The organism is Rossellomorea sp. FS2 (assembly GCF_047915635.1).
GTDB classification, from domain to species: Bacteria; Bacillota; Bacilli; order Bacillales; family Bacillaceae_B; genus Rossellomorea; species Rossellomorea marisflavi_A.
The window spans coordinates 15,299-38,849 of sequence record NZ_JBLRVS010000001.1 but is presented as its reverse complement, the minus strand read 5'-3'; the positions used below and the strand labels follow the sequence as shown (position 1 = coordinate 38,849).

Below are 23,551 nucleotides of genomic sequence, written 5' to 3'. Positions count from 1 at the left end.
TGTCATTAGAGGAGGTAGCAACATGTACAACGATTTAAAGGATAAAGTAGTCGTCATCACCGGGGGATCCACCGGGCTCGGACGCTCCATGGCCGTGAGATTCGGTCAGGAGAAAGCCAAGGTCGTCATCAACTACTTCAAGGATGAAAAAGAAGCACTGGATGCGAAAAAAGAAGTCGAAGAGGCCGGCGGACAAGCAGAAATCGTCCAAGGGGATGTCACGGTCGAAGCCGATGTCATCAACCTCGTAAAGGCCGCTACCAAAAAATTCGGGACACTGGACATCATGATCAACAACGCAGGAGTCGAAAATCCCGTCCCATCACACGAAATGACCCTCGACAACTGGAATAAAGTCGTCAACACGAACCTGACCGGAGCCTTCCTCGGTTGCCGGGAGGCCCTCAAATACTTCGTTGAAAATGGAATCAAAGGGAACATCATCAACATGTCGAGTGTCCACGAAGTCATTCCATGGCCTCTGTTCGTCCATTATGCGGCGAGTAAAGGCGGAATCAAACTGATGACCGAAACACTCGCTCTCGAGTATGCTCCCAAAGGGATCAGGGTCAATAACATCGGTCCCGGCGCCATGAACACACCGATCAACGCAGAGAAATTTGCCGACCCCGTGCAGCGTGCCGATGTTGAAAGCATGATTCCAATGGGTTATATCGGAAAACCTGAAGAAGTCGCATCCGTAGCGGCCTTCCTCGCTTCCTCGCAAGCAAGCTATGTGACCGGCATCACCCTGTTCTGTGATGGCGGAATGACCAAGTATCCTTCCTTCCAAGCAGGCAGGGGATAAATAAAAAGGCTGGGACAACATGTTTCAGTCATAGTAAAACCCGAATTCATTTGCCAAGGATAAGGCAACTGAATTCGGGTTTTTAATTTGTTTCATGAAGATTTGTATTTTATAGTTTCTAGCGGTTGATTGGAGTGCAAGATGAAGTCTCCTGCGGGAAGAGTAGCTGATGTGAGACCCCCGCAGGCGTGCCGAGGAGGCTCACGGGCTACCCGCGGAAAGCGTAGTCTTGCACGGAAATCATGAGCGGTATAAAGAAATGGCCTCTTTTTTTTGAATTTTCCCTTTACTCCTCCCCCATTCTCTTGATATGATTACAAGAAAAAATTTACAGGGAGAGACCAAACATGATCAGACAGCTGACCATCGAAGACGACTCTATCTGTCAGGACCTTATCACCCAGGCGCCTGCAGAGAATCTATTTATCATCGGGGATATTGAAGCCTTCGGGTACGAACAGGATTTCCAGAAGGTCTGGGGGGATTTCACCGATGAAGGAGTGTTGCGCGGTGTACTCCTGAGATACAGGGAAAACTACATACCTTACGCACCTGGCGGGTATGATGCAGAAGGATTTGCCTCCATCATCAATCAGGATGAGGAATTCCTCTACATTTCGGGATTAAAGGATATCGTTTCGAAGCTTGATCCTTTCATTTCCCGGGAGGCGAAGCAGAAAAGGCATCTCCACTATGCCAAATGCACCCAGGGGGAATCACTCGATCAAAGCGACCTGTCCTTGGTGAAAGAAGCGGGAATCGAAGACATCCCCGCCCTTGTCGAACTCCTTCTCACGGTCCCTGAATTCGAGCACTCCAATATCACGGTCGAAAGCAAGGAACACAGCATGAAAGCCGGTGCTGCCAGGAGCTATTATATTGAAGGGGACGGCCGTTTGGCTTCCTCCGCTTCCACTACCGCAGAGAACTCGAAATCGGCCATGATCGTCGGGGTCTGCACCCATGCCGATTACAAGAAAAGAGGATACGCAAGCAAGTGCATGTCCAAACTTGTGGGGGATCTGCTCGAGGAAGGAAAGGAGCTCTGTCTCTTCTATGATAATCCAGATGCAGGCAAAATCTATAAACGCATCGGATTTCGTGACATCGGCTACTGGTCGATGTTCAGCTATTAAAAAATCCGGACGCAGAAGATGCGTCCGGATTTTCCTTTTTTGTTCGAAAGCGCTCTTCAGGCGACTGCCGGCTTGATCAATCTTGCCTGCACCAAGCGATTGCGTACGACGATCCCGAGCCAGCTGGCAAGGGCCGCCTTGATGAATCCTCCTACAAGGAACGGATAGACCCCTGCTGCCATCGCCTGGCTCCACCCAAGGTCTGCCACGAACTTCAGCTGGATCGTCCCCAGGATCAGGGTCACGACCATCCCGACCAGATTGGCCACCATGGCCATGGGCAGGGTGAAAGAGGTTTTCTCCAAGATCAATCCTGTCACATAGGCCGCCGCGATGAATCCAACGATGTACCCTCCCGTCGGACCGACCAGGACATGGGCTCCTCCGCTCATCCCTGCAAACACCGGGAGTCCGGCTGCCCCAATGGCGGTGTATCCGACGAGGGCAAAAGCCCCGTAGCGGCTCCCAAGAATCGTCGCCGTCAGCCCCACTGCCAACGTCTGCCCGCTGATCGGCACGAGGGGCAGGGGAATTTCGATTTGCGCAAAGATTCCCGTGATCGCTGCAAACACCCCGCACTGAATAATCATTCTCAACCTGTCTCGATCCATTTCCATACACCCCTTGAAATATGTAAACTTAATTATATTATTAGTTTACATATTAAAAGCGAGTTTGAAAAGGCTTTCTTTTACACTATTTTGAATGAATTCTAGAAAAGGTCCGGATAAACAGCCTTGGCCGTGATTTCGACTGCCTCACCGATCCTCGGGCCCGGTCGGGACATGACATCGGAATCAAGATAGATGACCCGGTCATCCTTTACGGCGTCGATCGTGTCCCAGCCGGTCCTGGATTTGATTTCATCTACGGGATTTTCCACATAGTTCACCGTTGTCAGAATGGTCGCAGGATTCCGTTTGATGATTTCTTCTTCCCCGAGCTTCGGCCAGCCCTCCTGATCGGCAAATACATTATCCACACCAGCAGCCTGGAGGATCTCCTGCTGGAAGGTCGTTCCACCCGCCGTATAGATCTCAGGAGCGGGGCTGATTTCAAAATAGACTTTTTCTTTTTCGTCAAGTGCCTGGACTTTTTCACCGACATCGGAGATTTGTTTCTTCATCCCTTCAATCACTTCGTTCCCCTTCTCTTCGGCCCCCATTACCTTTGCCACCTGTTCGATATCGCCGTAAACGTCGTCAAAGGTTTGGGCAGACTGGATGACGAAAACCGGAATGCCCGCATCTTCAAGCTGCTTGATCCCTGCATCATCACCTGTTGTATAGGCGATCACGACGTCTGGGTCCAGGGAAATCACTTTTTCCGCATTGACGGTCATGGAATCGGAGATGACCTCGAGATCCTCCACCTCCTTCGGATAATGATCGAATTCAGTCACCCCGACCACTTTATCCCCTGCCCCTACGGCATACAGGATCTCTGTGTTGCTCGGTTGCAGGGAAACGACGGTCTCCGGAACCTTTTTGAACGTGACTTCTTCCCCGCGGTCATCCTTGACGCTATAGACAGTTGACTTTTCTTCTTTTTTTGTTGATGCTGTTTCTTCACCGGTCCCACATCCTGATAGAATGAGACCAAAGCTGATGAACAATCCGATCCATGCATGTTTTTTCATCTCACTGTTCTCCCTTGCCTGATTTTGATAGTCCATAGGACTTGCTGATAAAGGGGATTTCTTTCACCCCTTCACATTTATTCACATACACGGCCATGACGAACAGGACATTTGCCAGCAGATGGGCATATTTGAACAGCAGATTGTCCACTTTCTGTTCGAGGCTTACCTTATGGAGGGCCCTGACCGATTTCTTCGCTTCGCTCCTGCACGTATGAAGGACCGTAGCCGCGTAGCATCCCTGAGGAAGCAGGAATGTTCGGATTTCCTCTTCCACTTCGTTCACGTACGTGTCATACAGGTCGCTCAATCGCTGCAGATCCTGGAGGGAGATGGCCATCTCCCCCCGCACCGAACCATTCAGGTGATAAGCCATCTCGCAAAGATAAAGCAGATCTTCACGGACTGCCCCCTCTGTCAATGAAGAAGCCTGACCGATCCTCGTTGCCAGGGAATCCGTCCGGATCTCGAAATCGACCGTCGACTGGGACTCCCTCATATACGGATAACAGATGTATCTGAAATCCTTTTTCCCCACGTTCATCCTCCCTTTCTTCTCTTTTAGTGAATCACCGATCGTACCGGAAACGGGCATAAAAAAAACCAGCCAAACGGCCGGCAATCATCATCAAAATAAAAGATGCATCAAGCCGCACCATCCCCTTAACTTCCGAAGAGCATAATACGATGGAAATCAGGCAGGTATCCTGGCTTGTGCATCATCCTACTTCAAGGCCCTTCCCGTTCATTGATGGAACAGTGGGTTTTTCCTTGGTTCGTCAGCACTTACAGTTGCGGAAACAGCTCCGGTTTTTCACCGGATTCCCTTTATGCGCGAGCGCACCTGATTTCTGCGAAGGTCTATTCACTTAAGGACCATTATACCATGTGAGCCCATATGGAGTGTCCCTATTTTTTCAAATCCCTTTCATGAACCTGTCCGTATCTGAATAGGAATGAATAGGACAAACAAACAAGAAGGGATGATGGCATGAAATGGTTGATCCCACTGAGCTTCATATCCCTGCTGCTGGCAGGGTGCGGAAGTGAAGAAAAGAGCTACGAGTTGTGTGGATACGGGGATATGCTGGTGTTGAACGGGAAGGGATATGTGCTATTGCCTGTCAAGAAGACGCTCACCCTCGACGGGAAGGCAGGGGAGATCAAGGAGAAGATCGGGGATGAGTTCCATCCTGAAAAAGACTACACGGCGAATCATCTGAAGAAGGGGACGGATCTTTATTATGTAAAGGACCACAGCACCTATCTCATCGCCAAGACTTCTGACGAACGATACCTCCTCTATGAAGAGATTGAAAAATGACGAGCACGATCAGTGTAGGTTCTTTATGCCGCTCATGATTTCCGTGCAAGACTTCGCTTTCCACGGGTAGCCCGTGAGCCTCCTCGGCGGGCCTGCGGGGTCTCACATTAGCTACTCTCCCGCAGGAGTCTACGTCTTGCACTCCAATCAACCGCTGGAATCAATGAAATTCTTTTGTTCCAAAAAATTAAAAACCCGAATTCACTAGCCTGATCGTAGGCAAATGAATTCGGGTTTTGCTATGCCGGCTCGTCTTATGAACAATCCCAGTTATAGACCACATTGCCGAATTGTTTCTTCTTAAGATCTTCTTTCTTTATGAAGAAGTTGGCAATGCCGCAGTCGCCCCACATCATGTCCACTTCATCATCCGAGTCGATCTGCAGCAGCAGCAGTGCATGGTCCTGATCTTCATACTGACGCGGATCCTCCTGTGTGAAGCCCGGATATCCTCCGATCTTATGTCCGAAGCCGCTTTGGGTTTCATAGAACTCATCCATGAGGGCGTCGGCCTCTTCCCCATCATCGGTCATGGATTCAAACAGATCCCAGCTTTCCTTCCCGAACACCTTCTCGAAGCGATAGTCGCCTGCGCTGATCGTTTCACTTGTCAATTCCGCCAGGACGGCGCCTTCCTTCGTGACAGGGAAATACACGTCATCGGGGATTTTCACGAAAGAAAAATCGGATACGAGCTCTTCTTTCGGCAGGAACGGCTCTTCTATAAATCTGATTCGGAAATCCTTTTGGTCCTGCTTCTGGTCGATATTCATTCCGTACAGGTCATCATGGACCGAAATGAAGATCTGCAGGAGTCCTGATTCCGGATAATCTTCGAGCTTCGGAAGCTGACCGAAATTGATCTGGGCCAACAGTTTCATCGGGTGCCCCTCCCCGTCCACAGGGTACTCATCCGCCTTCGGGAAATACGGATCCCCGGCAATCTTACTATCATAAGGGCCGGTTTTCCCCTCTTTTATATGCAGATGGACAGAAGGAATCTCCGTTCCATCAAGAGCCGTGCGGTAAGGGGCAAGTTTCGCTTGCAGGTTGACCGATTGTGCCACATTCATCTCCTCCTTGGAAAAAAAACATCTTTTTTCCATCATACAGAAAGGATTCCTGCCTGTCATCGATGAATCTGCCTGCTCTCTTCCCCTCACTCTACATCAATTCGTTGAGTTCAATGACAGCAACCGGTAGGTGATCGACGTTTCCCCGTCTTTCCAACGCAGCTCCTCAATTCGGCCGATTGCGTTTGGCTCGCTGTGTTTTGTCACCCTTACTTCTATGGGGATCTCCATCGGATAAAGGCGGTACCCCTCTTTCACGAGTGTGAAGAGATTCTCTTCTTCTCTTACCTCGTTGTTCTTCGTTACAATCATGGTGTTCAGTTCCATAGGCATGCCCATCGGTCATTCCCCCTCTTGTTTTTTCATCCACTCACACATTCCTGCGACGATCTCCTGGTTCTTCCGAGGCGGGAAATAATGCGTGTAGGCTTGATAATACTGTGTCTCAACCTTTTTCCCCATCTCCCTCAGCCCCTCTTCAAGGCGGCGCGCATGTTCGATGGAGACGTTTTGATCCTGTTCACCGTGAATGATCAGGACTGGTGCCTTCAGGCGATCGAGCTGGAAGAGCGGTGTCCTCCACTCGTAACGCTCGGGTACTTTCTTCGGGGTCCCGCCGATGACACGCTTCATCATGCGACGCAGGTCGACCCTCTCTTCGTATGTAAGGAACATATCTGTTACCCCTCCCCAGGAGACGACGGAAGCAACATCTGGCCGTTCGATGGCCGTCAGGAGGGCCATCACCCCGCCGCGGGAGAATCCGAACACATGGATCCCTCCTGTCACCCGGGGATGATCCCGCAGAAGGTCCACACCCGATACGGCATCCTCGCGATCATCCCCGGCAAAGTCCTCGCTTCCCTCTCCGCCGAGGTTTCCCCGGTAATAGGGGGCAAAGACGATGAAGCCGTGGGAAGCAAACTGGCCGATCCTTGCCGGCCTCACTTTCCCCACACCCTTGATTCCTCCCCTTAAGTACAGGAAGCCCGGGTACCCGCTCCCGTTGGCAGGCTCCGCAAGCATCCCCTTCACCTTCAAACCGCCAGACATATACGTCAACTCGAACATCCTCACCGACGGGTTCGGGGAAGGAAATTCATATTTTTGGATAATCGTCCCGTTTTTCATCATCTCTTCCTTTCCCATGGGTATTCACACATATTTTACCCCAAACATACAATGGTTTAGCAAATGAAAACCGTGCGTGACAGGTAAAACGTCAGTCATGCAGCAAAGGAGGAAACGGCTGTGAAAAAGTGGATACGGACCGGCATGGCAGTCGCCGGGATTGCTTTATTGGCCTCAGGCTGCGGGAAACAGGCAGAACCACTTGAGAAAGTACGTGTGGCAGAAGTCACCCGATCGATCTTCTATGCACCGGAATATGTAGCGATCGAGAAAGGGTTCTTCGAAGACGAAGGATTGAACGTCGAGCTGAAAACCACCTGGGGCGGAGACAAGACGATGACGGCCCTCCTGTCGAACGGAGCCGACATCGCCCTTGTCGGATCGGAAACGTCCATTTATGTCCACGCCCAGGGATCGGATGACCCGGTGATCAACTTCGCCCAGCTCACCCAGACCGACGGTACCTTCCTTGTGTCCAGGGAAAAGGTGGAGAACTTCGAATGGGAACAGTTGAAGGGAACGACCTTCCTCGGCCAGCGTAAAGGCGGCATGCCGCAGATGGTCGGCGAATATGTGCTGAAGGAGCACGGCATCGATCCGCACAAGGATCTCGACTTGATCCAGAACATCGATTTTGCCAATGTGGCGAATGCCTTCGCATCCGGTACAGGTGACTATGTACAGCTGTTCGAACCGACCGCTTCCATCTTCGAGAAGGAAGGAAAAGGACATATCGTCGCCTCATTCGGCACCGAGTCCGGACATGTGCCTTATACGACCTTCATGGCAAAAGAAAGCTACATGAAAAAGAATGACGAAACCGTGGATAAGTTCACCCGGGCGCTCTACAAAGCCCAGCAATGGGTCGATCAAGCCAGTGCAAAAGAGATCGCCGAAGTGATTGCACCGTACTTCGAGGATACAGATCCCGCCATCATGGAAACCGTCGTGGACCGCTACAAATCTCAAGGCTCATTTGCCACCGATCCGGTCCTTGATCAGGAAGAGTGGGAAAATCTCCAGAACATCATGGATGAGGCCGGGGAACTGCCTGAGAGAATCGATCACGATACGCTGGTGAATACATCGATTGCCGAGAAAGCATCCAAAGAATAGCTAAGATCGGGCTGACGGATGAGTCAGCCCTTCTTACGTATCAGATAGGAGGGGTTCACTGTTGAGTTTTTTATCGTTGGATTCCATCAGCCATACGTACTTTTCCTTGAAGGCGGCAAATGCCGCTATCGACGATGTTTCCCTTCACGTGGATGAAGGTGAATTCATTTCGTTCATCGGACCGAGCGGGTGCGGCAAGACCACCCTCCTTTCCATCATTGCGGGCCTCATGGACCCGACGGAGGGATCCGTGAATCTTGAAGGACGTCCCATTTCCGAGAGAAGGGACCTGACCGGATACATGCTTCAGCAGGACTATCTGTTCCCCTGGAAGACGATCGAGGAGAATATTTTGATCGGTCTGTCCATTAAAGGGACGGTCACGCCCGGGAAAAGAAAAGAAGCCTCGGCTCTTCTGAAGGAAATGGGTCTTGAAGGGGTACAGAATCTTTATCCAAGGGAACTGTCGGGAGGGATGCGGCAGCGGGCCGCCCTGATCAGGACGCTCATCACCGAGCCGAGGCTCCTTCTCCTTGATGAGCCCTTCTCCGCCCTCGATTACCAGACGAAACTGAAACTTGAAGATCTTGTGTTCACTACATTGAAGTCATTCGGGAAGACCGCGATCCTCGTGACCCATGACATCGGCGAGGCGATTGCCATGAGCGACCGCATCTATCTGTTCGCAGCCAAACCCGGACGGATCCACGCGACCTTCGAGGTTCCGGTCGGGTTGCGCGGGCAAACACCGTTTGATGTCAGGAATCACGATGATTACCCTGCATTTTTCCAAATGATATGGAAGGAGCTTGAAAGCCTTGACGCGTGACACGCATCAAAAACACAAGGAGTATATTCAGAGCCTGAAAAAAGAAAAACGCCTGGTATGGCTTTACCAGGGTTTGATCTTCATCGTATTCTTCGGGGCTTGGGAGACGGCGAGCCGGCAGTCCTGGATCGACCCCCTCATCTTCAGCTCCCCGACGAAAATATGGGATCTGTTCATGGAGAAACTCTCGGACGGGACTCTCGTCACCAATCTATCCGTGACCTTGGGGGAGACGGTGATCGGCTTCATACTGGGCACGCTGCTCGGGACACTCCTCGCAGCCCTCTTATGGTGGTCTCCCTTCCTCTCGAAGGTTCTTGATCCGTATCTTGTCATCTTGAACGCCATGCCGAAAGTGGCACTGGGTCCGATCCTCATCGTCGGTCTCGGACCGGGCTTCACATCGATCATCGCCATGGGGACGATCATTTCCGTCATCATCACGACGATCGTCGTGTACACTTCCTTCCGGGAAGTCGACCCCAATTACCTGAAGGTGATGCACACATTCGGCGCAAAGCGCAGCCGAACGTTCAAGGAAGTGATCCTCCCTTCCTCGTTCCCGACCATCATCTCGACCCTGAAGGTGAACGTCGGGCTCTCATGGGTGGGCGTCATCGTGGGGGAATTCCTCGTATCGGCCAAGGGACTTGGCTATATGATCATTTATGGATTCCAGGTGTTCAACTTCACTCTTGTCCTCATGTCCCTTCTCGTGATCGCCGTCTGTGCCACCCTCATGTATAAGGTCGTGGAAATCATCGAGAAGAAGCTTATCCGTTCGTGACCTTCTTCAGTGCCAGTTCGATGACACGGTCCTTCATGATGAAGCTGAACGATGGGTCATCCTGTGTCCCGGTCCAGTCCCCGTTCCACAGGAAGATCCCATCCGTTTCAAGATAGTCCTCCTTGTCGATGATCTCCTTCACTTCTCCGAAAAAGATCGTCTTCACGAACGGGGCGTCGCCATGCACCTTGTATTCCCCGATGAAGGCCGGTTCCGTGATGACGGCCCCCGTTTCTTCATACGTCTCCCGTATGGCCGCTTCCTCCAGGGACTCACCCTTTTCCCTCTTCCCCCCGGGGAATTCGAGGCCCCTCTTTTTATGACGGGTGAACACCCAGTCTTCACCGTACCGGCAAATGACGAGGACATGCCCGGATTCCGGGGAGAAGGCATCTCGCCTGTATGAAAAGTGGACGTCCAGTCCGTTCGCATCCTTGAATTGTTCCATTATGCTTCACCTCATTCTATCTACCATTATAACCACAAATAAAAAGGACCGGTCCACCATTAAAGCTCTGGTGGACCGGTTTCCCGTTAAGGTCAATCGGAGGATTTGAGAATTCCCATGCTTTCGATAAAGGCGCGTGCTTCTTCGTCCCCTAATCGGTGAAGGGTTTCGTAGACGCGATGAAGATTTTCATCGTACGCATCATTTTCCCGGTCGAAGTGATATTGGACAAAGGGCACGTGGGCCCGGTAAAAGTTTTGCCAGCTCACCGAATGGTTTGAGTCGAAGATCTCACGCAGTCCAATGATTTCTTCATCCGTAGCGGAGATCTTGAAGTTCCACGGAGAATCCGTCGAGCTCCTTGAGATCTCACCGGTCGCGACTTCAATATAATAGTCATTCCGTTCTTCCTGCAAGTGGTCCACCCCTTTTCATCTTTCTATCCTCATTTTCCTCAATATCACATTTTCTATTCATTTCCCTCTCTTTTTCAGGATTTCCACGGCCTTCTTCAAAAATTCCGGGACTGGCACCCCTGCCCGTCCGACATTTTCGATGATGGAAATCATTTCGTTGCAGATATAGAAAATGATGGTCGCATTACGAATAAAGTACTGATCTGACAATATAGTATCTAATAAGTGCGCGACAGTCACCAGGGCGAAAATCAGGACCTTACGGGCAATCCCCTTGAGACCGAATCGGCTCGAGAGTTTTCCTTCTATGGCACCTGCGATGACGCCGGTGAAATAATCGAGGATGACCACGGCAACCAGAAAGGTCAACAGGGGGTTCCATTCACCGAATAACTGGATGATGTAGGCCCCCATTCCCGAGCCTGCCACCAATAATACTCTTTCCAAATGTAAGCATCTCCTTTCCGTAAACCTCGCTTCCATATGCATCAAGAACCGGCACTCCGGCTCATATCCATTGATCATGGGAATGGAGCAAAATGATTAGTTTATATCGGGGGTGGGTAATGACAAAAATAGAGTTGTCCCCACATAATATGTGGAGTAATTGAGAAGGGTTCGTGATAGAATGAACATAAGGGAGGTGAAGCGCATGAAGCTGATCGAAGAGATTTATGAAATGTACCGCGGCAGGATCAAAGGTACCGATGAAGATTTGGATCTTATTGCCCTTACCATCCTTGAAGACACCTCACGGGAAGAACTTCTTGAGATGCTGAATGAGCTGGAAACCGGGGAACTGGAATACTTCTTCCGTTTATACATATTTGAAACCTTGAAGGAAAGATGGTCCAAAGGGGCAGGACGCGAGCCTGCCGGGAACAAGAGCTATCATTGAGGTGAAAGGCAAAGAAGCTGACCCCGGGGGTCAGCTTCTTTGCCTTTTCATTCATCGTCTGGCAGGGTGATCAACACCCGTTTGATTCTCTTTTCGTCCGCTTCGAGTACTCTGAAGGTGATCCGCTCAAACTCCACAGCCGCACCGGGTTCAGGGATATCGCCAAGCTCGCTGATGATGAACCCGCTCACTGTATCAAACTCTTCGCTCGGCAGATCGGTTTCGAGGATCCGTTCGGCATCATGCAAGTTCGTCGTCCCGTCGAATTCATAGACCCGCTCATCGATCTGCTCATACCCTTCTTCTTCATCATCATACTCATCATAAATATCACCGACGATTTCCTCCAGCAGATCTTCCAGGGTCACAATCCCCGCCGTTCCGCCGAATTCATCCAGCACGACGGCCAGATGGACTTTGTTCAGCTGCAGGTCCCGGAACAGTTCATCGGTCATCCTCGATTCCGGTACAAAATAAGGGGGACGGCTCACTTGCTTCAGATCGAAGTCTTCCTTTACTCCCGTCTCCATATACTGAAGGATGTCCTTCACGTGGAGCACGCCCGTAATATGATCGATATCTTCTTCATAAACGGGAAAGCGCGTATATTTCTCTTGATTCACGAAGTGGACCACCTCCTCAAAGCCTGCATCTACCGACAGGGCCGTCACGTTGGTGCGGTGGACCATGATCATGGACACGGTCGTATTATCAAACTCAAAAATATTATTGATCATGGTCTTCTCCGCATCCTGGATGGTCCCCCGCTCCTTGCCCACGTCCACCATCATGCGGATTTCTTCCTCGGTGACCTCTTCATCATGTGCATCCGGGTCGATTCCGAATAATCGAAGGATGGCGTTCGTCGACAGCGTAAGCAGCTTCACAAACGGATACGTCAAAGCAGACAGGATCGACAGCGGCCTTGCCACGAACATGGAGATCGGCTCCGGGCGCTGCATGGCGATGCGCTTCGGCACAAGCTCACCGATCACAAGGGTGAAGTAGGACAGGATGATCGTGATGACCACGACAGACACGGTTTCGAGGATCCTCTGGGAAAGGGGGACTCCCCAGTCATGAAGCAGATCTGCCATCCTTCCCGCAAAGCTCCCTGCGGCGAATGCGCTCGCCAGGAAACCGGCCAGGGTGATCCCCACCTGGATGGTGGCGAGGAAGCGGCTAGGCTCGGCAAGCAGGTTCACGAGCAGCCCCGCTTTTTTATCCCCCTGCTCCGCAAGCAGCTTGATCTTCGTATCATTCATGGATATGAGGGCGATTTCAGAAGCGGCAAAAAAGGCATTCAGGATCATAAGGATGAGCAGGAATAAAAGGTCGATTGACAATCTGGGTTCCTCCGATCTCCAGTGGATTTACCCGTTAGTATGCACTCTTTCCTCCAGCCTACAACAAAAAAACGCCTGGATACCCCAGACGCTCCCTACCCTTTCTGATCGATCACGGTGCCTTTATGAGGGTGTGATGCTTCTTTCATGTCCTGAAGCATGACGACCGCCTGTGCTGCCTGGGTGGCCATCTGAGTCTTCATAAGGCTCAGACTCACCGTATGTTGCAGATCTGCTACCTGACGCGACATGATGGATGATAAGTTCATGATCAAGCCTCCTTTGCATACGTTAAGCATACCAAATCCATTTTCCCTGAAAAAGGCAAAATGGAAAAATAGTCATAAAGTTGTTGATAATCCATCTATATTGAAGCGCTTTCTATGATACACTAGCGGAAAAAGGAGGGGTGTCATTATGTCAGTGACTTTAGTGCTGATCATTTCCATCGCCATCTGTATCCTCGTGATCTTCATCAGTGCCCTCACGACATCAAAGGCCTATACATCCGTCAAACATACCGTGGATCCCATTGAAAACAATCCGCATCTTGAGCATATGGAAAAGGAAGAGAATCAAAAGAAGGAAGAGCCGAAACGATGAGGCTCCTCCCCATATAAAAACCCCGGCATCCGCCGGGGTTTCCTGTTTTACGCAAATACCTGCTTCAGATCTTCCTTGCTTTGACCCAACCAGAATTTCATCAGTTTCTTCGCTCCATCCAGATCATGAAGCTTCGCCTGGCCACACTGTTTTTCATTGGCAGCAGGAATTTCCTCGATCGTGATGGCGTCTTCCATGGTTGCATGAAGAAGATCAATGATCTCTTCGACTGTCGGCTCTCCGCTCACTACGAGGTAATAGCCGGTCTGGCATCCCATCGGGGAAATGTCGATGATATCGAAATGTTTATATGGCTCAGCATATTCACGGATCGTGAAGGCGAGAAGATGCTCAAGAGTATGGATCGTATCCGGCTTCATGGCCTGCTTATTCGGCTGACAGAAACGGATGTCGAACTTATTCACCAGTCCGTCGCTCCCCACTTTGTGAACTCCGCAGTGGCGGACATATGGTGCTTTTACTGCATTATGGTCCAATTCAAAGCTTTCTACTGAAGGCATTGATTCATCACTCCTATTTTGGATTCTTCATCAGTATACCGTAAATTCAAAGTTATTTCATCAACTTAATCCGAATTAACCATCGGTCATTTATTGTTTTCCCGGATCAGTCCGTCGTAAACAAACTTTTTTGGCAGAGATGATCTTTCTGCTATAGTAAAGGAAAACGAACGCGGAAGGACCACACATGATGAAACGATTACTTCTCATCTTATTCAAGATCTATCAAAAAGTCATCTCACCACTTAAGCCTCCCACCTGTCGTTTTTACCCGACCTGCTCCCACTACGGCATCACGGCCGTGAGTCGATTCGGTGCCTTGAAGGGCGGATACCTGACCGTGAGGCGCATCGTGAAATGCCACCCTTTCCACCCGGGCGGCATCGATGAAGTACCCGCGGAATGGCCGCCGAAGAAGGACCACGTCCACTAGACATGGTCTTTTTTTCTTGAACCGAATCAGGAGGCGGCAAAGGCGGGCATACTGAGTAGAAAATAATACTTGCGCTTCTGGAAGAACGATAGTAAAATAACCAATGTGCTAAATCGTAATCATTACAGTTTATAGAGGAGGTTCTCTTTTGAAGTATATTCGTAAAAGTTGGCTCATTGCCCTTGTGCTCATCTTATCTGCTTGCGGTGCTTCATCTTCGGATGGAGATGGGAAGAAAAAAGATGTTCTGGAGGTACATACCACGGTGTATCCCCTTGAGGACTTCACCAAACGGATCGGTGGTGATCACGTAAAAGTAGAGAGTGTTTATCCACCTGGATCTGATGAACATTCCTACGAACCATCTCAAAAGGATATGATCGACATGGCCGATGGGGATGTGTTCTTTTATATCGGACTGGGACTGGAAGGCTTTGTGGACAAATCGAAATCCATCCTTGAAAACGAAGATGTGAAAGTCGTGGCTACAAGCGAAGGGATCGACCTCGAATCCCATGAGGGTCACGATCACGACGCCCATGAAGAGGGAGAAGATCATGAAGAGGAAGGGCATGACCACGGAGATGACGGTCATCATCACGGGGATACCGATCCACATATCTGGCTCGATCCCGTATACGCCCAGCAGATCGCTCAAAACATCGCAGACACCCTTTCTGACGAAATGCCTGAGCATAAAGATGAATTCCAGGCGAACCTCAAAGACCTTGACGCAGATTTGAAAAAGCTCGATGAAGACTTCCACGAAATGGCGGATGCCGCTCCGAAGAAGACCTTCTTCGTTTCACATGCGGCCTATAACTACTGGGCCGAGCGCTATGGACTGAATCAAAAATCGATCGCCGGCTTGAACACTTCGGATGAGCCTTCCCAGAAAGAGCTTAAGGCCATCATCGATCAAGGAAAGAAAGAAAATATCCAATACATCATGTTCGAACAGAATGTATCGTCCCGCCTGACAGAGGTCGTCCAGAAGGAGCTGGGTGCCGAAGCCCTGACGCTTCACAATCTCGCCGTTCTGACCCCTGAAGATGAGAAGAACAAAGAAGACTATTTCTCATTGATGAACCGGAACATCGATACACTCAAAAAAGCATTGTACTGACAAAAGCGGCCTCGTGCCGCTTTTTTTTGTTATGCCTGCCTCCGATTTTTCCATGCATATTCCGTTTCCATTTCGTGGACAATAAGGAAAACATGCAAGGGAGACATACATATGGATGAATTAGTGATTGCAAGGTCCATGTTCGGAACGACCATGGCCTTTCACATTATCTTTGCAACACTTGGCGTCGGGATCCCGCTAATGATCCTCATCTCTGAAATCGTGTACCAACGGACCAATGATCTTGATTATCAGATCATGGCCAAAAGGTGGACGAAGGCATTCGCCGTCCTTCTGGGCGTCGGGATCCCCACCGGGACCATTGCCGGGGTCCAGCTTTCCTTACTATGGCCCGGGTTCATGGAAGTCATCGGACGGGTCATGGCCCTGCCGTTCCAGATTGAAATCTATGCTTTCTTCATTGAAGCACTGTTCATGAGTATCTATGTATACGCAGCCAACCGGATCGCGCCTTGGATGAGGATCGTCAGTCTTGTCCTGGTCTGTGTCGGTGGTCTCGCTTCCGCCGTCCTGATCACCAATGTCCATGCGTTCGAAGGGACTCCTGCAGGCTTCGAGATGATCAATGGGGAGATCCAGAACGTTGAACCTTGGAAAGCATTCTTCAACCCAAGCTTCTTCGTCACAGCTGGCCATGTCGCTCTATCCGCCTATGTGGTCGGCTCATTCACCATCGCTTCCGTATCGGCATTCAAAATGCTGCGTAACCCGTTCGGATCCAGGGTGTATAAGTTCCACCAAAAATCTCTGATGATTTGTCTGGCCGTCGGGGGGATCTTCGCATTGCTTACTGCATTGAACGGCCACGAATCGGCGCAAAAGCTCCATGAATACCAGCCTGAGAAACTGGCTGCAGCCGAAGGATTATTCGAAACCCAGGATCACGCCCCCCTTTCCATCGGTGGCTTCACCGATCGTGAAAACCAGGAAGTGAAATGGGGAATCGAAATCCCGTGGGCACTGAGCTTCCTTGCCGGAAACAGTTTTGATACCGAAGTCATCGGACTGAATGATTTTCCAGAAGAATACTGGCCACCTTTATTCGTCCACACCCTTTTCAACGCAATGGTCGGAATCGGTTCCCTTCTCATCGTCATCGCCCTTGGAGCTTTTGCTTGGAAGAAATGGCTGAAGAAGGACCGCTTCCCGAAATGGATGATGTGGGTATTCGTGGCGGGAGGTCCCCTATCGATCCTTGCCATCGAGTTCGGTTGGATCTTCGCCTGTACCGGACGCCAGCCTTGGACCATCTACCGGATCCTGAGCACCGAGGACTCCGTCACGACGACGGGAAATCTTGCGGTACTGTTCGGACTATTCATCACGATCTATGCGATCCTCGCCGTTTCCGTTGTGCTCGTGCTCCTTTACTACTTCAAACGGAATCCGCCTGAAAAGGATATCCAAAAAGCCGAGAGCAAACATAAAGATATTCCATTATCCACTTGATCGGAGGTGCACTCATGACACAATCACTGATAGCCATCATCATTCTCTGGGGATTCGTCTTCATCTACGCCGTCATGGCTACGATGGACTTCGGCGCCGGATTCTGGTCGATGCTCTATATCAATAATGAAAAAACGAAGGCGACGAATATCGCCAACCGCTATCTGTCTCCGACATGGGAAGTGACCAATACATTCATCGTCGCCCTGGTCGTGGCTGTCTACAGCATGTTCCCGGGTGCCGCCTACTCCCTCGGGACGGTCCTGCTTGTCCCCGGGAGCCTGATCCTCCTGCTCTTGGCCATTCGAAGTGCCTTCCTGGTGTTCTCCCATGTGGCGGACGACTATTACAAACCGCTGACGTATATCACCGGGATCACCGGGATCCTGATCCCGGGCCTGATCATCAGCGTTCTGCCGATTTCCCACGGCTCGTACATCGACTTCGACAACGGCCAGGAGCTGGATTTAGGAAAACTTTTCACCAGCCCCCATGAATATGCCTTTTTCGGCTTTGCCGTCGCCAGTACCCTGTTCCTTTCATCCCTGCTTCTTGCCGACTACTCCAAAACGTCCAAGGAATATGAAGCCTTCAAGGTCTACCGCAGGGATGCCATGATCATCGGGCCGATTTCCGTCCTCATGGCCTTTTTGATCATGTGGACCATGAAGTCCGAAGCAACATGGCTCTATGACCGGATGCTCGAGGACCGTAATCTGCTCCTCATTTCCCTTCTTGGATTTGTCATCGCAGGAGCCGCCTTATTCCTCCCCACCAACAAGGAAGGAATGAAGGGGATGCCACGCGTTGCCGTCATTGCGGTCATCTGCCAGTATGTCATCGCGAGCTACGTCTACGGCAAGGCCCATCTTCCGTATATCATCTATCCGGAAGTGACCGTCCAGTCAGGCTTCACCGATCCCGACTCCTTCAGGGCCGTATTCTTCACCTACATCGCAGGATTCATCATCCTGTTCCCTGGATTCGTGTACTTCTGGAGCTTGTTCATGAATGATAAGCGTTACTTGCAGCAAAAAGAAGACTGAATCAAAAAAGGTACCTATTAATGTCGAACATGATCAGTGTAGGTTTTTCATACAGCTCATGATTTCCGTGCAAGACTTCGCTTTCCGCGGGTACTCCTCGGCACGCCTGCGGGGAGCCACTCTTCCCGCAGGCGTCTACGTCTTACACACCAATCAACCGCTGGGAACAATGAAATCGTAATGGCCATGAAACAATTTAAAAACCCGAATTCATTTGCCTGATCCTACGCAAATGAATTCGGGTTTAACTATGGGTAAAACACGTTTGTATGCTCAACTTCAAACAAAGGATACGTTGACAATCTCCGGTGCTTCACCCGGTACCCTCAGATCAAGGAGGGAGAGGCCCGCGATCGTCCCTTGAGGGATTTCCCGATCCTTTACGAGCTCGAATGCCTTCAGCTGCTCTTCGGTTGAAAGGCGATTGGCAATCGTACAGTGCGGGATCCAGCTCCCGGGGCGATAAAGGGAAGATTCATTCCCGTCTGGGGGCAGGAATTGTTTGTGGAAGTCGCGGTGAAGAGCGGTCAATTCTTCTGAAAGTACAGGAGAATAATAAAGGATCCCGGTACGGATGAACGAGCCGATGCTCGCAAGCCTGACCTCAATCGGTTTATGATCCCTGTAATAGCGAACAAAATCCTCAGAGAATCTTACCGGATCCAGCTGTTGAACGTCTCCCAGCGTGATATGGGGACGCCGGTTTTTTACTTGTGAGGCATAGGCACTGATCCCCTTTTCCTTCAGTTCATCCCACACCTCGATGATTGCTCTCTCCAGTTCGGGATTGAAGACGGCGACGACGGCGTACATCAGTTGGACTCCCTCTTCTTGAGCTCTTTGACAATCAAACGGATCTGTCCCCGGTGATTGAGCTCATCTTCGAACACGTGGAACCACTTGAAATAGTGATTGGCCGGGTGATCCCACCCGAATGGGGATTGCCTGTCGAGCCACTCATCCCCGACCCCTGCAAATAATTCCAGCGTCCGCTTCCGCACTTCGGCCGGGCGATCCACATAAAAAGCAGCATCATTTCCGTCGATTCCCATAAGATCAATCCCGGATTCCAGCCGGCTCCATTCTTCATCGGTCAAATCCCTTTCACCGAACGTCATGATCTGAAAGGCTTCTTCCACACTGGCCATGTGCAAGAGGAGCATGCCGATGGAATTGTCGCAGCCTTCGACCTTTGTATCGAGCTGCTGCAGTGTCAAACCTTCCACTTCCCGAAGCGTAGTGTACCTTGTGTATTCCATCATGGAAATCAGCCTGCCGACCTCTGGCCCGAACGGTTCAACCGTTTCAATGAAGAATTTTCTTTCATCCATACTCCAATCACCCCTTTCTATTTCCCTAAAAATCCGCCTTCCGAGCGGAGGACCTGTCCTGTCACCCATCTGGAATCCTCGGAAGCAAGGAAGCGGATCAGGCGCGCAGCATCCTCCGGTGTACCGATGCGGCCGGACGGAAAGAGAGGGAGGAGATTCTCCCTGATCTCATCCGTGATCCATCCTGAATCGGTCGGACCGGGATCAACGCTGTTCACCGTGATGCCCACCGGGGCAAGTGCTGTAGCCAGGGGCTCCGTTATGGCCGTAAGCATCCCCTTGGTAGCCGTATAGGCAAGATTATGCGGGTCCGGGCCTTTGGACACCATGAATACGATGCGCCCGTCCTCTGCTCCGGCATAGACTTCTTCGAAACGCCTGGCAAACTCCACCGACAGCATGATCGTCCCCCGGTTGTTCACCTGATAATGCATGTCTAGCGTCTCCATCCTCATCGTCCTGAAATCAGTCGGCGACTCATAGGTCGCATTATTGATCAGCACACGTGGCAACCCCAGGCTCTGTGTGGCCGTTTGCAAAATGAGCGCCGGTGCATCCAGCCTGCTCAGATCCGCTTCCATATGAGCGGTGCGGACTCCAAGGCCCTCCAATTCCTTTGCAAGGACAGAAGGGAAGCCCTCTTCTTTACCGCATCCATCTTCTCCGTCATATGTACCCCAATGCGTAAAGAAGATGTCCATTCCATCCCGGGCAAGGATCCGGCAGATGGCTGCCCCTATTCCTTTATCGCGGCTCACCCCGGTGACGAGGGCAATCGATGATGATTCCTTCATATCTACCCCTCCTTTTCAATACTACCCTAGCAGATGCGTATGAGATCACGGACGCATCTCATCTGCCTGAATTTCCGAAAATTACGACAGGTGTCCATTTTATCATAATGACGCACTTCCGGGTGTAAAAAACAGGAATCTCCCTTTGCACAAAAAAAGCAGATCATCGCTGACCTGCTCCCCATCAATTGATATCGCCCACATACACCCCGGAGCGATGGCCTTTTATGTATTCTCCCAGCGCTTTTGGATAAATCCGTAGACCGTCCCACTCATCGAGCTTGACCCATTCGATCCCCACTTGATGGCTGTCCGGATTCGTCGGCTCGTACCCCTCTTCACCGAGGAGATGACATTCAAAGTAGAACTCAACCTGTTGAAATCCGGCGTCGAAGGAATGCTCATGGTTTTTTCCGATATATTCCCTCACATGCTTCAAAGGACCGACCCTTACGATACTCCCGATCTCCTCTTGGCATTCGCGGACGACGGCTTCTTCCAGTGTTTCGCCTTTTTCCTGTCCCCCACCGGGGAATAGATAGAAGAACCCTTCATCATCCCGATTTTTCGTCAGCAGGACCGCCCCTTCCTTCATGATCAGGGCTTTTGCTGAATTGCGTATGCTCATTTTGCCATCCCTCTTCCCATTTAATCCATGATGATTTCATTGTGTAACGTGATTTCCTTCATCCGCCTCTGATCCAATTCCACCCCGATGCCCGCCCCGTTTTTCCGCGGGATCCTTCCGTGTTGCACCGTGATCGGTTCTGTAATCAGATCCTGTTCCCAGTAGGTGGCCGAGGAGGAGAGATCGCCGGGCAGATTGAACCCTTCAAGGGTGGACAAAACGATGTTGTGGGCACGGGAGACGCCGAACTCGATCATCCCTCCGCACCAGACGGCAAGCCCGCTTTCACGACACTGCTGATAGATGTCAAGCGCCTGTGAATATCCCCCTACCCGTCCAAGCTTGATGTTCACGACGCCGCATGCCTGCAAAGCGATTGCGCTTCTCATATCGTGCGGGGAGACGATGCTTTCATCAAGGCAGACGGGCGTGGAAAGCTCCTTCTGAAGCATCGAATGCTCGACGATGTCATCGACGCCAAGAGGCTGTTCGATCATCAGGAGACCGTATCGATCAAGCTTTTTCAAACGTGGAAGATCATCAAGGGTGTAGGCGGAATTGGCATCTGCCATGAGGGGAAGAGCCGGAAATGTCCTGCGCAGTTCCCTGACGATCTCTTCGTCTTTCCCCGGGGAGACCTTGATCTTGATCCTTTCGTATCCGTCCCCCATCAGCTCAGATGTTCTACGGACCATCTCTCCCATGTTCCCTGCAGGCACAACGGCTCCAGCGAGCACTTCCTGCCTCGTGCCTCCGATCACGGCCCAGAGGGGCTGTCCGGACTGACGGGCATAGAGGTCCCAGATGGCCATTTCAAGGGATGCTTTTGCCATGGCATTTCCCCGGACCCCGCTGAATAACCGGCCGCACTCTTCAGGATGGCGTAGGTCCGCTTTCAATAAGAGGGGGATCAGGACATCCTTCAGGATATGATAGGCCCCCTTGACCGTTTCTTCCGTATACCACGGGGTCGAGAAGGCCACGCATTCACCAAGCCCTGTAATCCCTTCTGAATCCACTGCTTCGATGATGATCCCTTCTCTTTCTGCTACCGTCTGCAGATGGGTCGTAAACGGCTTTTTAAGCGGCATGCTGACAACGGATAGTGCAATGGATTTAAGCTTCATCGTAGATCCCCTTCAGCATATTTTCTTTGAGCACCCTTCTAAGGAGCTTATTGGAAGCATTGCGGGGCAGCTCCCCGACAAATACGATCCGTTTTGGACATTTATAGGAAGCGAGGGCAGCTTTGCATCCCTTCATGACCTCCTCTTCAGTCATGGGACGGTCCGTCACAAGGAAAGCACATGGAACCTGCCCCCACACTGGATCATCCATGCCGATGACGCCTGCTTCCGTGACACCCGGGATACCCAGCAGGACACTCTCGACTTCAGCCGGATACACATTCTCCCCACCGGAAATGATCAGGTCCGATCTTCTGTCAAGAACATAAAGGAACCCCTCTTCATCCACATAGCCGATATCCCCTGTGAAGAGCCATCCATCTTCAAAGCTTTTTTCATTTGCTTCAGGGCGCTCATGATACCCCATTGTCACATTCGGACCCTTGACCATGATTTCTCCCTCTTCCAGCGGTGCTGACGCTCCCTTGATCTTCAGCTGGGACGGGAAAAGGGGTTTTCCGGCAGAACCAAGCTTTGAAAGGCTGTACTCCGGTGAAAGGGTGACGATCTGAGAAGAGGTTTCGGTCATCCCGTATGATTGGAACACCGGAACTCCTTTGTTCTTGCATGCCTGCAGAAGGGGAAGCGGAGCCGGGCCGCCTCCTAAGAGCACGCAGCGGAGATTTTCATGATACCCCTCCCCGATCCTTCCCATGAGGCGCTGGAGCATATTCGTGACGACCGAGATGATCGTCACACGGCCGGATTTCAGTTCCAGGTCGATGGCATCCTCGTCGAATGACGCGTGGAGTCTGACCTCCATGCCATAGATGATGCTCCTCATGAGGATCGAGAAACCGCTGATATGGAAGAGCGGGACGGCACAGAGCCATACATCCTTCTCACTGGTGCCAAGATTCAAGGAGGAACCGATGGCACTCCACCAGTGGTTCCCATACGTCTGCAGGACCCCTTTTGGCGAACCGGTTGTCCCCGATGTATACATCACCGTGCAGGTGTCATCAAGATTTGTATGGTCCCTCGGAGCATAGGGGCGCTTGTCTCCCGTAAACAGGAAGGAAAGACCGATGCCCTCCACCTCGAGGGTGCCCGCCTTCTCTGCAAAGTCCTCGTCATGGATGACGTGTGTGAGGGCCATATCCCGTACTTGGAAGGTCAATTCTCCAGCGCCGAGCCGGTGATTCAGCATCACGGCAGCCATACCGAGCTGCTGCACGGCGTGGACCGCAATGATGGATTCAATGCGGTTTTTGATCATGAGGCCGATGAAGGCAGGCTTCGTGCCGTCCAACAACCGATTCAGGCGCTGAGCCGCCTCCTCTGCCGCATGATCGAGCTCACGGAAAGTGAGGCTGCGTTCACCAGAGCTCACGGCGGTGCGGTCCGGCGTCAAAAAGGCCCGCTGCTTCAGCCAATTGGGCAGCATTTCTGTGGTCATGGTACATTCTCCATTCTGTTGATTGTTCAGTAAGAAAAAAACCTGACAGATCCAAAGATCCG

The 23,551-nt window shown here is 51.2% G+C and carries 30 protein-coding genes and 1 riboswitch; of the genes, 12 read left to right on the top strand and 18 right to left on the bottom strand.

The window, feature by feature from the left end:
* Nucleotides 1-22 precede the first annotated feature (22 nt).
* Together ACNA6I_RS00255 and ACNA6I_RS00250 are read left to right on the top strand one after the other, a co-directional pair.
* A complete protein-coding gene (locus ACNA6I_RS00255; protein ID WP_252264986.1) occupies nt 23-808 on the top strand; it encodes an SDR family oxidoreductase in 786 nt (261 codons plus the stop codon).
* A 347-nt stretch (nt 809-1,155) separates the two neighbouring features.
* Nucleotides 1,156-1,944 (top strand): GNAT family N-acetyltransferase, encoded by a 789-nt coding sequence (locus ACNA6I_RS00250; RefSeq protein WP_048013493.1) that lies wholly within the window; start codon nt 1,156-1,158, stop codon nt 1,942-1,944.
* Nucleotides 1,945-2,000: 56 nt separating this feature from the next.
* On the opposite strand, the gene ACNA6I_RS00245 is transcribed toward ACNA6I_RS00250, so the two are convergent.
* The 3 genes from ACNA6I_RS00245 to ACNA6I_RS00235 all read right to left on the bottom strand — a co-directional run bounded on the left by ACNA6I_RS00245 (nt 2,001) and on the right by ACNA6I_RS00235 (nt 4,127).
* Nucleotides 2,001-2,561 carry a biotin transporter BioY gene (locus tag ACNA6I_RS00245; protein ID WP_416312754.1) on the bottom strand — a complete coding sequence of 187 codons (561 nt, stop codon included), beginning with the start codon at nt 2,559-2,561 and terminating at the stop codon, nt 2,001-2,003.
* 95 nt (nt 2,562-2,656) lie between these two features.
* Nucleotides 2,657-3,619: an ABC transporter substrate-binding protein gene (locus ACNA6I_RS00240; RefSeq protein WP_414129472.1), complete on the bottom strand. Its 963-nt coding sequence runs from the start codon at nt 3,617-3,619 to the stop codon at nt 2,657-2,659.
* A complete protein-coding gene (locus tag ACNA6I_RS00235) occupies nt 3,585-4,127 on the bottom strand; it encodes a hypothetical protein (RefSeq protein WP_048007472.1) in 543 nt (180 codons plus the stop codon). Before ACNA6I_RS00235 ends, ACNA6I_RS00240 begins: the two co-directional genes overlap by 35 nt.
* 135 nt (nt 4,128-4,262) lie before the next feature.
* Nucleotides 4,263-4,446, bottom strand: a riboswitch (cobalamin riboswitch).
* A 128-nt stretch (nt 4,447-4,574) separates the two neighbouring features.
* Here ACNA6I_RS00235 and ACNA6I_RS00230 point away from each other — a divergent pair.
* Nucleotides 4,575-4,907, top strand: coding sequence for a hypothetical protein (locus tag ACNA6I_RS00230; protein ID WP_048014513.1), 333 nt, complete (start codon nt 4,575-4,577; stop codon nt 4,905-4,907).
* 254 nt (nt 4,908-5,161) lie between these two features.
* Here ACNA6I_RS00230 and ACNA6I_RS00225 read toward each other — a convergent pair whose 3' ends face one another.
* From ACNA6I_RS00225 to ACNA6I_RS00215, 3 genes are all read right to left on the bottom strand, one after another.
* Nucleotides 5,162-5,974, bottom strand: a complete 813-nt coding sequence (locus ACNA6I_RS00225; protein WP_048013490.1) for a YwqG family protein — start codon at nt 5,972-5,974, stop codon at nt 5,162-5,164.
* A 102-nt stretch (nt 5,975-6,076) separates the two neighbouring features.
* The gene (locus tag ACNA6I_RS00220; protein WP_048007376.1) at nt 6,077-6,319 is read right to left on the bottom strand and encodes a DUF2584 domain-containing protein; all 243 of its coding nucleotides are present in this window, start codon (nt 6,317-6,319) and stop codon (nt 6,077-6,079) included.
* Nucleotides 6,320-6,322: 3 nt separating this feature from the next.
* Nucleotides 6,323-7,111, bottom strand: coding sequence for an alpha/beta hydrolase family protein (locus ACNA6I_RS00215; protein ID WP_367259643.1), 789 nt, complete (start codon nt 7,109-7,111; stop codon nt 6,323-6,325).
* Nucleotides 7,112-7,255: 144 nt separating this feature from the next.
* On the opposite strand from ACNA6I_RS00215, the gene ACNA6I_RS00210 reads away from it, so the two are divergent.
* The 3 genes from ACNA6I_RS00210 to ACNA6I_RS00200 all read left to right on the top strand — a co-directional run bounded on the left by ACNA6I_RS00210 (nt 7,256) and on the right by ACNA6I_RS00200 (nt 9,843).
* Nucleotides 7,256-8,227, top strand: a complete 972-nt coding sequence (locus ACNA6I_RS00210) for an ABC transporter substrate-binding protein (RefSeq protein ID WP_156183286.1) — start codon at nt 7,256-7,258, stop codon at nt 8,225-8,227.
* A gap of 61 nt (nt 8,228-8,288) precedes the next feature.
* Nucleotides 8,289-9,056, top strand: coding sequence for an ABC transporter ATP-binding protein (locus ACNA6I_RS00205; protein ID WP_048007374.1), 768 nt, complete (start codon nt 8,289-8,291; stop codon nt 9,054-9,056).
* The gene (locus tag ACNA6I_RS00200; protein WP_048007373.1) at nt 9,046-9,843 is read left to right on the top strand and encodes an ABC transporter permease; all 798 of its coding nucleotides are present in this window, start codon (nt 9,046-9,048) and stop codon (nt 9,841-9,843) included. Before ACNA6I_RS00205 ends, ACNA6I_RS00200 begins: the two co-directional genes overlap by 11 nt.
* Here ACNA6I_RS00200 and ytkD read toward each other — a convergent pair.
* The 3 genes from ytkD to ACNA6I_RS00185 form a co-directional block, all read right to left on the bottom strand.
* A complete protein-coding gene (gene ytkD / locus ACNA6I_RS00195; RefSeq protein WP_416312753.1) occupies nt 9,830-10,291 on the bottom strand; it encodes an RNA deprotection pyrophosphohydrolase in 462 nt (153 codons plus the stop codon). The genes ACNA6I_RS00200 and ytkD overlap by 14 nt on opposite strands.
* A gap of 92 nt (nt 10,292-10,383) precedes the next feature.
* Nucleotides 10,384-10,707 (bottom strand): hypothetical protein, encoded by a 324-nt coding sequence (locus tag ACNA6I_RS00190; RefSeq protein WP_048007371.1) that lies wholly within the window; start codon nt 10,705-10,707, stop codon nt 10,384-10,386.
* A gap of 57 nt (nt 10,708-10,764) precedes the next feature.
* A complete protein-coding gene (locus ACNA6I_RS00185) occupies nt 10,765-11,154 on the bottom strand; it encodes a phage holin family protein (protein ID WP_231578934.1) in 390 nt (129 codons plus the stop codon).
* A 205-nt stretch (nt 11,155-11,359) separates the two neighbouring features.
* Here ACNA6I_RS00185 and ACNA6I_RS00180 point away from each other — a divergent pair, with 205 nt between their 5' ends.
* Nucleotides 11,360-11,605, top strand: coding sequence for a DUF6154 family protein (locus ACNA6I_RS00180; protein WP_048007370.1), 246 nt, complete (start codon nt 11,360-11,362; stop codon nt 11,603-11,605).
* Nucleotides 11,606-11,652: 47 nt separating this feature from the next.
* Here ACNA6I_RS00180 and ACNA6I_RS00175 read toward each other — a convergent pair whose 3' ends face one another.
* On the bottom strand, nt 11,653-12,951 hold the full coding sequence (locus ACNA6I_RS00175) for a hemolysin family protein (protein ID WP_048014519.1): 1,299 nt from the start codon (nt 12,949-12,951) through the stop codon (nt 11,653-11,655).
* 95 nt (nt 12,952-13,046) lie between these two features.
* Nucleotides 13,047-13,220 carry a putative motility protein gene (locus ACNA6I_RS00170; protein ID WP_048007368.1) on the bottom strand — a complete coding sequence of 58 codons (174 nt, stop codon included), beginning with the start codon at nt 13,218-13,220 and terminating at the stop codon, nt 13,047-13,049.
* A 148-nt stretch (nt 13,221-13,368) separates the two neighbouring features.
* On the opposite strand from ACNA6I_RS00170, the gene ytzI reads away from it, so the two are divergent.
* Nucleotides 13,369-13,554, top strand: coding sequence for a YtzI protein (gene ytzI / locus ACNA6I_RS00165; RefSeq protein ID WP_048007367.1), 186 nt, complete (start codon nt 13,369-13,371; stop codon nt 13,552-13,554).
* Between the two features lie 47 nt (nt 13,555-13,601).
* On the opposite strand, the gene ACNA6I_RS00160 is transcribed toward ytzI, so the two are convergent.
* Nucleotides 13,602-14,075 (bottom strand): S-ribosylhomocysteine lyase, encoded by a 474-nt coding sequence (locus ACNA6I_RS00160; protein ID WP_048007366.1) that lies wholly within the window; start codon nt 14,073-14,075, stop codon nt 13,602-13,604.
* A 190-nt stretch (nt 14,076-14,265) separates the two neighbouring features.
* Between ACNA6I_RS00160 and yidD the strand changes: the two genes are divergently transcribed.
* From yidD to ACNA6I_RS00140, 4 genes are all read left to right on the top strand, one after another.
* Nucleotides 14,266-14,508 carry a membrane protein insertion efficiency factor YidD gene (gene yidD / locus ACNA6I_RS00155; RefSeq protein ID WP_048007468.1) on the top strand — a complete coding sequence of 81 codons (243 nt, stop codon included), beginning with the start codon at nt 14,266-14,268 and terminating at the stop codon, nt 14,506-14,508.
* A gap of 148 nt (nt 14,509-14,656) precedes the next feature.
* Entirely contained in the window at nt 14,657-15,634 is a 978-nt protein-coding gene (locus ACNA6I_RS00150; protein ID WP_053072534.1) for a metal ABC transporter solute-binding protein, Zn/Mn family, read from the top strand.
* A 111-nt stretch (nt 15,635-15,745) separates the two neighbouring features.
* Nucleotides 15,746-17,104 (top strand): cytochrome ubiquinol oxidase subunit I, encoded by a 1,359-nt coding sequence (locus tag ACNA6I_RS00145; protein ID WP_048007365.1) that lies wholly within the window; start codon nt 15,746-15,748, stop codon nt 17,102-17,104.
* 14 nt (nt 17,105-17,118) lie between these two features.
* Complete coding sequence (locus ACNA6I_RS00140; RefSeq protein ID WP_048007364.1) at nt 17,119-18,150, top strand: cytochrome d ubiquinol oxidase subunit II; 1,032 nt, start codon at nt 17,119-17,121, stop codon at nt 18,148-18,150.
* A 279-nt stretch (nt 18,151-18,429) separates the two neighbouring features.
* On the opposite strand, the gene ACNA6I_RS00135 is transcribed toward ACNA6I_RS00140, so the two are convergent.
* The 6 genes from ACNA6I_RS00135 to ACNA6I_RS00110 all read right to left on the bottom strand — a co-directional run bounded on the left by ACNA6I_RS00135 (nt 18,430) and on the right by ACNA6I_RS00110 (nt 23,489).
* On the bottom strand, nt 18,430-18,963 hold the full coding sequence (locus tag ACNA6I_RS00135) for a 2'-5' RNA ligase family protein (protein WP_414129458.1): 534 nt from the start codon (nt 18,961-18,963) through the stop codon (nt 18,430-18,432).
* A complete protein-coding gene (locus ACNA6I_RS00130; protein ID WP_416312752.1) occupies nt 18,963-19,481 on the bottom strand; it encodes a DUF664 domain-containing protein in 519 nt (172 codons plus the stop codon). Before ACNA6I_RS00130 ends, ACNA6I_RS00135 begins: the two co-directional genes overlap by 1 nt.
* 17 nt (nt 19,482-19,498) lie before the next feature.
* On the bottom strand, nt 19,499-20,275 hold the full coding sequence (locus tag ACNA6I_RS00125) for an SDR family oxidoreductase (RefSeq protein WP_251527149.1): 777 nt from the start codon (nt 20,273-20,275) through the stop codon (nt 19,499-19,501).
* A 184-nt stretch (nt 20,276-20,459) separates the two neighbouring features.
* Nucleotides 20,460-20,903: an NUDIX domain-containing protein gene (locus ACNA6I_RS00120; protein ID WP_048013482.1), complete on the bottom strand. Its 444-nt coding sequence runs from the start codon at nt 20,901-20,903 to the stop codon at nt 20,460-20,462.
* 20 nt (nt 20,904-20,923) lie between these two features.
* Nucleotides 20,924-22,030, bottom strand: coding sequence for an o-succinylbenzoate synthase (menC, locus tag ACNA6I_RS00115; RefSeq protein ID WP_063190397.1), 1,107 nt, complete (start codon nt 22,028-22,030; stop codon nt 20,924-20,926).
* The gene (locus tag ACNA6I_RS00110; protein ID WP_048007358.1) at nt 22,020-23,489 is read right to left on the bottom strand and encodes an o-succinylbenzoate--CoA ligase; all 1,470 of its coding nucleotides are present in this window, start codon (nt 23,487-23,489) and stop codon (nt 22,020-22,022) included. Before ACNA6I_RS00110 ends, menC begins: the two co-directional genes overlap by 11 nt.
* Nucleotides 23,490-23,551 lie beyond the last annotated feature (62 nt).

Bases quoted from the DNA above. Each gene is read 5' to 3' on its own strand.
- ACNA6I_RS00255 (WP_252264986.1), top strand. From the start codon at position 23: ATGTACAACGATTTAAAGGATAAAGTAGTCGTCATCACCGGGGGATCC.
- ACNA6I_RS00250 (WP_048013493.1), top strand. From the start codon at position 1,156: ATGATCAGACAGCTGACCATCGAAGACGACTCTATCTGTCAGGACCTT.
- ACNA6I_RS00245 (WP_416312754.1), bottom strand. From the start codon at position 2,561: ATGGAAATGGATCGAGACAGGTTGAGAATGATTATTCAGTGCGGGGTG.
- ACNA6I_RS00240 (WP_414129472.1), bottom strand. From the start codon at position 3,619: ATGGACTATCAAAATCAGGCAAGGGAGAACAGTGAGATGAAAAAACAT.
- ACNA6I_RS00235 (WP_048007472.1), bottom strand. From the start codon at position 4,127: ATGAACGTGGGGAAAAAGGATTTCAGATACATCTGTTATCCGTATATG.
- ACNA6I_RS00230 (WP_048014513.1), top strand. From the start codon at position 4,575: ATGAAATGGTTGATCCCACTGAGCTTCATATCCCTGCTGCTGGCAGGG.
- ACNA6I_RS00220 (WP_048007376.1), bottom strand. From the start codon at position 6,319: ATGGGCATGCCTATGGAACTGAACACCATGATTGTAACGAAGAACAAC.
- ACNA6I_RS00215 (WP_367259643.1), bottom strand. From the start codon at position 7,111: ATGAAAAACGGGACGATTATCCAAAAATATGAATTTCCTTCCCCGAAC.
- ACNA6I_RS00210 (WP_156183286.1), top strand. From the start codon at position 7,256: ATGGCAGTCGCCGGGATTGCTTTATTGGCCTCAGGCTGCGGGAAACAG.
- ytkD (WP_416312753.1), bottom strand. From the start codon at position 10,291: ATGGAACAATTCAAGGATGCGAACGGACTGGACGTCCACTTTTCATAC.
- ACNA6I_RS00180 (WP_048007370.1), top strand. From the start codon at position 11,360: ATGAAGCTGATCGAAGAGATTTATGAAATGTACCGCGGCAGGATCAAA.
- ACNA6I_RS00170 (WP_048007368.1), bottom strand. From the start codon at position 13,220: ATGAACTTATCATCCATCATGTCGCGTCAGGTAGCAGATCTGCAACAT.
- ytzI (WP_048007367.1), top strand. From the start codon at position 13,369: ATGTCAGTGACTTTAGTGCTGATCATTTCCATCGCCATCTGTATCCTC.
- ACNA6I_RS00160 (WP_048007366.1), bottom strand. From the start codon at position 14,075: ATGCCTTCAGTAGAAAGCTTTGAATTGGACCATAATGCAGTAAAAGCA.
- yidD (WP_048007468.1), top strand. From the start codon at position 14,266: ATGAAACGATTACTTCTCATCTTATTCAAGATCTATCAAAAAGTCATC.
- ACNA6I_RS00145 (WP_048007365.1), top strand. From the start codon at position 15,746: ATGGATGAATTAGTGATTGCAAGGTCCATGTTCGGAACGACCATGGCC.
- ACNA6I_RS00140 (WP_048007364.1), top strand. From the start codon at position 17,119: ATGACACAATCACTGATAGCCATCATCATTCTCTGGGGATTCGTCTTC.
- ACNA6I_RS00135 (WP_414129458.1), bottom strand. From the start codon at position 18,963: ATGTACGCCGTCGTCGCCGTCTTCAATCCCGAACTGGAGAGAGCAATC.
- ACNA6I_RS00130 (WP_416312752.1), bottom strand. From the start codon at position 19,481: ATGGATGAAAGAAAATTCTTCATTGAAACGGTTGAACCGTTCGGGCCA.
- ACNA6I_RS00125 (WP_251527149.1), bottom strand. From the start codon at position 20,275: ATGAAGGAATCATCATCGATTGCCCTCGTCACCGGGGTGAGCCGCGAT.
- ACNA6I_RS00120 (WP_048013482.1), bottom strand. From the start codon at position 20,903: ATGAGCATACGCAATTCAGCAAAAGCCCTGATCATGAAGGAAGGGGCG.
- menC (WP_063190397.1), bottom strand. From the start codon at position 22,030: ATGAAGCTTAAATCCATTGCACTATCCGTTGTCAGCATGCCGCTTAAA.
- ACNA6I_RS00110 (WP_048007358.1), bottom strand. From the start codon at position 23,489: ATGACCACAGAAATGCTGCCCAATTGGCTGAAGCAGCGGGCCTTTTTG.